Raw genomic sequence first — 9,122 nt, 5'->3', positions numbered from 1 at the left:
GGGCGAACAATATGTTTTTTACAAGGCGCTTATCCAGTTCGCCGGCGGCTTCGTCCACCTGCAGCACCACCACCGCGAACCGCAACACCGCATCCACGGCAAGCGCCTCCGCCCTGCCGCGCGTTTGCTACGGCGCTCGGCGGCATTGCTCGATGGATTTCCCGCCGACTACGCTGGCCTCGCGTTGAATGAGGTCATCGCCATTGCCCTGCAAACCGCGGCAAAGCTGGAAACATCGTCCTTCGCCACCAACCCGTGGCATCCCGACCATGCACCCGTGCTGGTTTCGCCGGCTTGAGCGTCAGCGAAGCATCCGCACGTTGCCGTGCGCATACCGCAGCTCCTGATGCGGAAAAATCGGGAGATCCTCGCGCGTTTTATCCGTCACGCCGCGAGCGGCGACGCTCTTCCCGCTCGATCTCCAACTCGGTGTCGAGCACGCCGTGCATTTTTGGCGTCTTGTCGGGCGGCTGAAGCACGCGCCAGACGCACCACGCAAAAAAGCCCGTCGTTCCCCCCACCGAGACGAGCATGACGATCCAACCGGCAATGCTCACGGCTTTTCCTCCTGCGCTTCCCAACGCTTCACCGCCGTGCGTATCCACCAAAGGAAAAGCGCGAACACGCCCAGCAAAAAGAGGATCGACCACCGCACCGTCGCGTCATCGCGGAAACTCTGCACGTAACCGCCGACCTTCTGCCACGCCCAGAGCGCGAAAATGGCCAGCAGATAAACCGGCGAGACATATTTGACGGCGAGCGCAAACACGCGCGGCACCCGCATCTCGGCGCCGCGGTCCATTTCCTCCAGACCCCGCCGCGTCCCGAACACCCACCCGAAGAGCAAAGTCTGGATGGTGGCGAGAAGGAAAATGCAGAAAGTCCCGACCCAAAAATCGAAGGTGTCCAAAGCCACGAGATTTTTGCTGAACCACACGACGAACAGGGTGCCCGCGGAGCCCACGCCGCAAAGGACCGCCACGGCGCGCGAACGGCTGAGCCCGAGACCTTCTTCGAGGAAGGCGATGGCGGGCTGCAGCATCGAGAGGGAGCTGGTGATGGCAGCCAGAAAGAGCAGGAAGAACCAGAGAAATCCGACCACCCTGCCGAGCGGCATGTGCTCGAACACCAGCGGCAGCGTGTTGAAACCCAGCGCGAAAGTCCCGCCCGCGGCACCCGCGGCACCGAGAAAAACAAAAGCCGCCGGGATGGTGATCATCCCGCCGAGTGAAACCTCGAAAAACTCGTTGCCCGCCACGGCCGTGGTCGAGCTGAGCGCGATGTCATCCTTGGGCTTGAGATAGCTTGCGTAGGTGATGATCACCCCGAACCCCACCGAGAGCGAAAAAAAGATCTGCCCGGCCGCTTCCATCCACATCTCGCCGTTGGCCAGCGCCTTCCACAGCGGGATGTTTTCCACGTGCGGATTCCACATTTCGCCCAAGCCGGCGAGCACGTTCAACTCGGGCTTGGACGGATCCGGCGTGCCGAGCGTGAGAACGCGCACAAGCACCAGCACGGCGCAAACGGCGAGCGTCGGCATGGCCCAGAGGCAGAACTGCTCGATGCCGCGCGTGAGCCCGCGGTTGATGAGGAAAAAATTCAGCGCGATGCAGAGGACGAGGACGAGAAAGGGCGCACCGAGGAGATTGGAAAACACCGAGCCGTTTTCGCCGAGCCCCACATAACTTTTGAAGAAGCCCTCGTAGGAGGCGGGGTCTGTCCCCATGCTCATCGTCCCCGTGAGGTAATGCCACGCGTAGCCGAGACACCACGACTCGACGAAGACGTAATACATGTAGATCACGACCGGAACGACCAGACCGAGCACACCGGCGTAAGGAGCAGCACGGTTTTTCCAGATGGCTCGGAAAATTCCCGGCGTGGAGTGGAAGCCGAGCGATCCGCCGTGGCGACCCATGGCCCACTCGGCCCACGCCAAGGGCAAACCCAGGACGAAGAGCGAGACAAAGTAAGGGATCATGAAAATCCCCCCGTCGTATTGGGCGGCGAGACCGGGGAAGCGCAGGAAGTTGCCGAGACCCACGGCGCTGCCGGTCACCGCGAGGATGACACCGATCTTGCTCGACCAGTTTTCCTTCGCCGGCCCGCTCATGGTCGCGGCCTATTTCGCTTTGCCCTGCGAGGCAACCGCAGCCATGGCCGCGGCGATGGCCTCCTGGTCGCCAAGGTAGTAATGGCGCAGCGGCTTGAGCTTGTCGTCGAGTTCGTAAACCAAAGGCACACCCGTCGGGATGTTGAGCTTGAGCACTTCCTCCTCGGAGAGGTCGTCGAGGTATTTGACGAGGGCTCGCAGCGAGTTGCCGTGCGCGGCAATGACCACCTTCTTGCCGGCGCGCACCTGCGGAGCGATGACCTCGTGCCAGTAAGGCAGGAAACGATCAACGGTATCTTTCAGGCATTCGGTGAGAGGAAGATCGCTTTCGGGGAGACCCTTGTAGCGCGGATCGAACCCCGGCCAGCGTTCGTCGGTTTTCTCCAACGGCGGGGGCGGAATGTCATAGCTGCGGCGCCAGACAAGCACCTGGTCCTCGCCGTATTTCGCGGCCGTTTCCGATTTGTTGAGGCCCTGCAGCGCGCCGTAATGCCGCTCGTTGAGCCGCCACGATTTCTCGACAGGGATCCAAAGTTCATCCAGTTCGTCGAGGACGATCCACAGCGTGCGGAGCGCGCGCTTCAGCACAGAGCAATAAGCGATATCGAAGGAATACCCCTCGCCGCGCAGGAGCTTGCCGGCGTTTTTCGCCTCCTCGCGACCCTTGTCCGTGAGATCGACATCCGTCCAACCGGTGAAGCGGTTTTCCTTGTTCCACGTGCTTTCGCCGTGCCTGAGCAATACGATTTTGTGCATAAGAACTCCCTCGCGCCGACGCGGCGGATTGAATTTTGTCGAATGCCGTCTATAGGGAATCACTCCGCGCGAGGCAAGGCCGCGCGGCCCGTCCATGAAAACGCTCTACCTTATCCGCCACGGCGAAACCGACCACAACGCCGGCGATCTGGCCATGGGGCAAACGGACGTCCCGCTCAACGAGCGCGGACACGGCCAGGCCCGGCAGACGGCGGAATGGCTGCGCCGCTATCCCGTCGGACGCATTGTCAGCAGCGACCTCCAGCGGGCCATGGACACGGCAGCCCCGCTCGGCGCGGCCCTCGGGCTCGCGGTGGAGCCGGACCCGCGGCTGCGCGAATTGTGCTTCGGCATTTTCGAGGGCAAGCGCATCGACGACTGCGCACGCGAGCACCCCGCGCTTGTGGAGCAATGGAAAGGAGGGTCGTTCGACTTCGCCCCACCCGGCGGCGAGACGCGGCGCTCCCTCATGGCGCGCACGCTGGCCGTCTTGGACGAGTTGCTGGCGGCACCGCAGGATCACATCGCCGTGTTCACCCACGGAGGCACACTCACCGCGCTGCACACGCACATGCTCGAGCAGGACCATCCGCACCCGCGCGAACGCATCCACCGTGCATTCCGGTTCCAAAACGGATCGGTGAGCATGGCGGTCCGCGCCGGCAACCACTGGCGGTTTCTCGTGGTCAACTCGACCTTCCATCTCGCCGGCGAGCCGCGGCAGTTGCTTTATTGAACCGCGCGCCCGCGCGCGGCATCATCGCCCCATGCGCATCGTCCGACCACGCGACAAAAACTACAAAAGCGTCCTCCGCGCGCTCGACCGCCGTGCCTTGGCGGATCCTTCGGTCGAGAAAACCGTGCGCGCCATCGTCGCCGCGGTGGACAAAGAAGGAGACGCCGCGCTTTTGCGCCTGACGAAAAAATTCGGAGGTCCGAAACTTGCCGCATCGCAACTCCGCGTCCCGGCGCGCGATTTGTCCGCCGCGTGGCGCGGCCTCGACGCACCGACCCGCCGCGCCTTGCAGGCGGCGCACCGCAACATCCGGACCTTCGCGCTCAAAAGCCTGCGGCGCGACTGGTCCGTCCGCAACGCCCAAGGGGCGCGCACCGGCGAACGCTTCGATCCTTTCCGCCGCGTAGGCATCTACGTCCCGGGCGGCACCGCGCCGCTGGTCTCCACCGCGCTCATGACCTGCACCCTCGCCGCCGCGGCAGGGGTGAAAGAAATCGTCGCGGTCACACCGGCCGGGCCCGACGGAAACGTCAGCCCCGCGCTGCTGGCCGCGTTGCATCTGGCGGGGGCGACGGAAGTTTACCGCGTCGGCGGCGCGCAAGCCGTGGCCGCGCTCGCACTCGGAACGAAAACCATCGCACCCGTGGAAAAAATTTTCGGACCCGGCAACAGCTACGTGGTCGAAGCCAAACGCCAGCTCTTCGGACGCGTGGCCATCGACCTGCTGCCCGGGCCCAGTGAGGTGCTCGTCATCGCCGACCGCACCGCCAATCCTGCGTGGGTCGCCGCCGACCTGCTCGCACAGGCGGAGCACGGACGCGACAGCGCGGCGGTGTTGCTCACCGACTCGCGCGAGGTCCTGGCAGCAACGGCGAGCGAAGTCGAAAAGCAGGCCCGCACCCTGCCGCGCGGGAAGATCCTGAGAGACTCGCTGAAGAACGCCCTCCTGATCCTCGTCCCGTCAATGGCCGAGGCCGTCCGCGCGGCGAATGACTTCGCCTCCGAACACGTTTCGCTGCAGGTCAAGGATCCGCGGACCATCGCACCGCGCATCCTCACCGCGGGCGCCATTTTCCTCGGCGGCTATTCGCCGGTGGCCGTCGGCGATTTTCTCGCGGGCCCGAGCCACGAGTTGCCGACCGGAGGAGCCGGAAAATCTTTCGCCGGACTCACCGCGGACCAATTCCAACGCCGCACCAGCCTGGTTGAACTCGACCGGAGCGCGCTCGCACGCTCGGCCCCGCTCGTCGAGGCGTTCGCCCGCGTGGAAGGCCTCGAGGCCCACGGACGATCGGCACGCATACGCTTGGCATGATCTGGCGCACGGCCCGCCGCACGTTCGACCTTGCCGACGGCGGGATCATCATGGGCATCGTCAACGTGACGCCCGACTCGTTTTCCGACGGCGGGTCCTTCGCCAAGGTGGAGGACGCGGTGCGGCACGGCCTTCGCCTCGCGGAGGAAGGCGCAGCGATCCTCGACATCGGAGGCGAATCGACACGCCCGGGTGCGGCACCCGTGGAGGCCGCGGAAGAAATCCGCCGTGTCGTGCCGGTGATTGAGAAACTCGCGCGTGGCACCCACGTCGCGCTGAGCATCGACACATCGAAGGCCGCGGTGGCCCGCGCAGCGATCGGAGCCGGCGCGGAAATCGTCAACGATGTCACCGCCTTGCTCGGAGACGAAGGCATGGCTTCGGTGGTCGCGGAGCACAAAGCCGGTGTTGTTCTCATGCACATGCAGGGCACGCCGCGCACGATGCAAAACGCCCCGCATTACGACGATGTGGCGCGCGAGGTGCTGGGATTTTTGGGCTCGCGCATCGAAGCCGCGCTGGATGCGGGGATCCCGAGCGAAAACATTGCTGTCGATCCGGGCATCGGCTTCGGCAAAACCGCGGAGCACAACCTGCAACTCATTGCCGCGATGGAGTCCTTCGCCGCGCTCGGGCGACCCGTTCTCCTGGGTGCTTCGCGAAAATCGTTCCTCGCCGCCGCCGCCGGTTGCACGGATACCAACGATCGCGACATCCCCACCGCCGCCCTCACAGCCCTCGGACGCGAACGCGGTGCGCACATTTTCCGCGTGCACGCTGTGCGTCCGAACTTGCAGGCGCTGCGCCTTGCGGAGGCACTCTCATCCGCAAGGTAGGTCGCGGCGTCCCTGACGCACCGCGGTTCTTTCCTCAACCCCCCCCCATCCCTCGCCTCCGCTAAGCCCCGACCCAATCGCGGTAACGGATCACACGGCGTGCGGCCGCCGCTTTGCGCGCCAACCGCAGAGCCTGCGCACGGATCTGATCGTGCTCCCAATCGGGCGGGTGCAAACCGAGGCGCAAAAGCGGGCGGTTGCAAAGACGCCAGGCCAGTTGCGCGTTCCATGCCAGACTCGCCTGACGTCGCCACGCGCTGCGCACGCTGTAAACGAGCGACTGTGAAGGCGTCCATTCGTCCGTGCGGAGATCGAGCACGCCCCCGAGCAACGTCGTGTAGGCAAACCCGAGGTTGCGCGCCGCATCGCGCGCCTCGTCGCCGAGCAGCCACGCCGGGGCGATGAAACCCGGAACTTCGAGGCCCGCGCCGGTGAGCATTTCCCGGCCGTCTTCCATCCTTTCGCGCGCGTCCGCGTAGCTCAGATCGTAAAACTCCCCCTCGCCCGCCGTGTAATGCTCGGTGAGCAAATGCTGCAACCATCCGCCGCCGGACTGTTCGCGGCGGTGGAAAAAACCGTGCAGCACAATCTCGTGCCCGGCCGATTGCAGACCGCGCAGCCACGCGAGAAAATCCGGATGGTCCACCAAGCTTCCGCGGCGGTGGTGGTCGGGCACAACCAGCAGCGAAGTGATCCGGACGCCGTGGCCGGCGAGGTCCCCGAGCATTTTTTCCACCGCGGGGCGGGTCCAAGGACTTACGTCGTGGATAGAGACCGCGAAGGATTCCGCGCGACGTCCGCTCATTTGATCTTCCCCCATTCCATGCTAAGAGTGCATCCTCTCATAACTGTGTCGCAAAACGATCCCAATTCACCAAGAAACCGCGGGCCGCGCGGGGAAGAACCTCAATTCAACTGGCGGGGGTTGCTGCTCTTCGCTGTGGCCTTCGCCCTGATCGGTGGCGCCCTGGTTTTCCGGGAGGGCAACCTCGCTCCCACCGATGACCTCAGCTACCCGAAGTTCTCCGAGTTGCTCGCCGCCGGAAAAATCGTCTCCACGGCCGAGCGTCCGCTCGAACTGATCGTCGAGGAAGGACGCAACACGCAGACTCTCTCGGGCTATTACCGCAAAAGCGTCACCGTCCCGCCCGCGAAAGAACCGGAAGAACGCCTCGCCGCTTTCAAGACCCAGGTTTTCATGCCCTTCAACGGCGAGTCCGTGGAAAAACAACTCAAGGACGCCGGCATCACACCCGCTGTGCGCGCCGAGTCGAACCTGCTCGCCACCACGCTCGTGGGCCTGCTGCCCATCGCCATATTCCTGATCCTGCTTTATTTCATCTTCCGCTCGCAGATCAAAATGGCCGGACGCGGCGCGCTCAACTTCGGCAAGAGCAAAGCCCGCATGATGGCGCGCGAGAAAAACAAGATCACTTTCAAGGACGTCGCCGGCGTGGAAGAAGCCAAAGAAGAAGTCTCCGAACTCGTCGATTTCCTCAAGGACCCGAAAAAATTCCAGAAGCTCGGCGGACGCATCCCCAAAGGTGTGCTCATGGTCGGCCCCCCGGGAACGGGCAAAACGCTCCTTGCACGCGCCATCGCCGGAGAAGCCGATGTCCCGTTTTTCTCCATCAGCGGCTCGGACTTCGTCGAAATGTTCGTCGGCGTCGGCGCCTCGCGCGTCCGCGACATGTTCGAGCAGGGACGCAAAAGCGCGCCGTGCCTCATCTTCATCGACGAAATCGACGCCGTCGGTCGCCATCGCGGACACGGCATGGGTGGCGGACACGACGAGCGCGAGCAGACGCTCAATGCGCTGCTCGTCGAGATGGACGGCTTTGACGCTCAGGACGGCGTGATCATCATCGCCGCGACCAACCGCCCCGACGTCCTCGACCCTGCGCTGCTTCGCCCCGGACGTTTCGACCGGCAGGTGACCGTCAATCTTCCCGATGTGCGCGGTCGCGAGGAAATCCTCAGGGTCCACGCGAAGAAAGTGAAAGTGGCCGACACGGTCGATCTCGCGGTCATCGCCCGCGGCACGCCGGGCTACTCCGGCGCCGAGCTGGCGAATGTCATCAACGAAGCCGCGCTCCTCGCTGCGCGCAAAGGACTCAAAGCCATCACCACACGGGAACTCGAAGAAGCCCGGGACAAAGTCCGCTGGGGCAAAGAGCGCCGCAGCATGGCGATCAGCGAAAAAGAAAAAGAAGTCACCGCCTACCACGAGGCGGGGCACGCCTTGCTGCTGGAGTTGCTCGAACACACCGCGCCGCTGCACAAGGTGACGATCATCCCGCGCGGACCGTCCCTCGGCTCGACCATGTGGCTGCCGGAGGAGGACAAATACAACACGCGCCGCAAGGAATTGCTCGACCACCTTGTTGTCATCATGGGCGGACGCGTGGCCGAGGACATCGTGTTCGGCGACGTGACCAGCGGCGCACGCGGCGACATCAAGCAGGCCACCGGCATCGCCCGCAAGATGGTCTGCCAGTGGGGCATGAGCGACAAACTCGGCATGATCGAATACGGCGAGGGCGACGAGCACCTTTTCCTCGCCCGCGATTTCACCCGCATGCGCGATTACAGCGAAGCGACCGCACAGGCCATCGACGCCGAGGTGAAATCCCTCATTGACGAGGCTTACGCGCGCGCCACGCAACTGCTCACGGCCAACCGCAAGCAGCTCGACCTCATCGCCAAGGCGCTCCTCGAATTCGAGACCCTCGAGGGCTCGCAGATCCGCGACCTCATCGAGCACGGCGAGATGAAAAATCCCCCGCCGCGCGAACCGACCCCGCCGCCGCTTCCGCCCGAAGTCGCCCCGGCCAAGGCGGAGGACAAAAAGAACGAAGGCACGCTGCCCGGCGATTTGGCCCCGGTCCCGGCATAGGCCTTACCCGCACCCAACGAGCCGGCGGGCGGTTTGCAGGCTGTCGATGTCGCCGACCGTCTTGTCGCGGCGCAATCGCTTGATGCGCGGAAAACGCAGCGCCAAGCCGCTCGGATGACGCGTGCTGGACTGGATGGAGTCGAAAGCGACCTCGATGACCAACTCAGGTTCCACCTCGTGCAGGCGTCCCTTCACACGCCTCACACGTTCGAGAAACCACGGGGTCAGTTCGGCGATCTCTTTGTCGGTGAGGCCGGAGTAGGCTTTTCCGATCGTCAGGAGCGCGCCGCCTTCCTCGTCGCGCACGGCAAACGTGTAATCGCTCAACACCTCGCGTCTGCGCCCGTGGCCGTATTCCACGCCGGTCACGACGACATCGAGCGTGGCAAATTCTTTTTTCAATTTGATCCACGACAACCCGCGACGCCCGGGCGTGTAGGCGCTTTCCGGATCTTTGCAGACAAGCC

General features: G+C 64.2%; 9 protein-coding genes. 4 read left to right on the top strand and 5 right to left on the bottom strand.

Annotated features, from left to right (window positions below; genetic code table 11):
* Positions 1-377 precede the first annotated feature (377 nt).
* Genes FGM15_13225 through gpmA form a run of 3 tightly spaced genes read right to left on the bottom strand, consistent with a single transcriptional unit; the run spans position 378 to position 2,872 of the window.
* A complete protein-coding gene (locus tag FGM15_13225) occupies positions 378-557 on the bottom strand; it encodes a hypothetical protein (GenBank protein MBU3666819.1) in 180 nt (59 codons plus the stop codon).
* A complete protein-coding gene (locus FGM15_13220; GenBank protein ID MBU3666818.1) occupies positions 554-2,116 on the bottom strand; it encodes a sodium:calcium symporter in 1,563 nt (520 codons plus the stop codon). Before FGM15_13220 ends, FGM15_13225 begins: the two co-directional genes overlap by 4 nt.
* A 9-nt stretch (positions 2,117-2,125) precedes the next feature.
* Entirely contained in the window at positions 2,126-2,872 is a 747-nt protein-coding gene (gene gpmA, locus FGM15_13215) for a 2,3-diphosphoglycerate-dependent phosphoglycerate mutase (protein ID MBU3666817.1), read from the bottom strand.
* A 94-nt stretch (positions 2,873-2,966) separates the two neighbouring features.
* Between gpmA and FGM15_13210 the strand changes: the two genes are divergently transcribed.
* From FGM15_13210 to folP, 3 genes are read left to right on the top strand one after another with little or no spacing between them, the layout of a single operon-like run.
* Positions 2,967-3,608 (top strand): histidine phosphatase family protein, encoded by a 642-nt coding sequence (locus FGM15_13210; GenBank protein MBU3666816.1) that lies wholly within the window; start codon positions 2,967-2,969, stop codon positions 3,606-3,608.
* Positions 3,609-3,639: 31 nt separating this feature from the next.
* Complete coding sequence (gene hisD, locus FGM15_13205) at positions 3,640-4,923, top strand: histidinol dehydrogenase (protein MBU3666815.1); 1,284 nt, start codon at positions 3,640-3,642, stop codon at positions 4,921-4,923.
* Entirely contained in the window at positions 4,920-5,759 is an 840-nt protein-coding gene (folP, locus tag FGM15_13200; GenBank protein ID MBU3666814.1) for a dihydropteroate synthase, read from the top strand. The genes hisD and folP overlap by 4 nt, the downstream gene beginning before the upstream one ends.
* 61 nt (positions 5,760-5,820) lie before the next feature.
* On the opposite strand, the gene FGM15_13195 is transcribed toward folP, so the two are convergent.
* Complete coding sequence (locus FGM15_13195) at positions 5,821-6,579, bottom strand: DUF2334 domain-containing protein (GenBank protein ID MBU3666813.1); 759 nt, start codon at positions 6,577-6,579, stop codon at positions 5,821-5,823.
* A 3-nt stretch (positions 6,580-6,582) separates the two neighbouring features.
* Here FGM15_13195 and hflB point away from each other — a divergent pair, with 3 nt between their 5' ends.
* On the top strand, positions 6,583-8,655 hold the full coding sequence (gene hflB / locus FGM15_13190) for an ATP-dependent zinc metalloprotease FtsH (GenBank protein MBU3666812.1): 2,073 nt from the start codon (positions 6,583-6,585) through the stop codon (positions 8,653-8,655).
* Between the two features lie 3 nt (positions 8,656-8,658).
* On the opposite strand, the gene FGM15_13185 is transcribed toward hflB, so the two are convergent.
* Positions 8,659-9,122: DNA ligase (locus FGM15_13185; GenBank protein ID MBU3666811.1), on the bottom strand; the 464-nt coding region annotated here is incomplete at its 5' end.

The organism is Chthoniobacterales bacterium, assembly GCA_018883245.1.
Classification (GTDB): Bacteria; Verrucomicrobiota; Verrucomicrobiia; order Chthoniobacterales; family JACTMZ01; genus JACTMZ01.
Note: the sequence above shows the minus strand (reverse complement) of the source record. Positions and strands in the feature narration are given on the sequence as shown.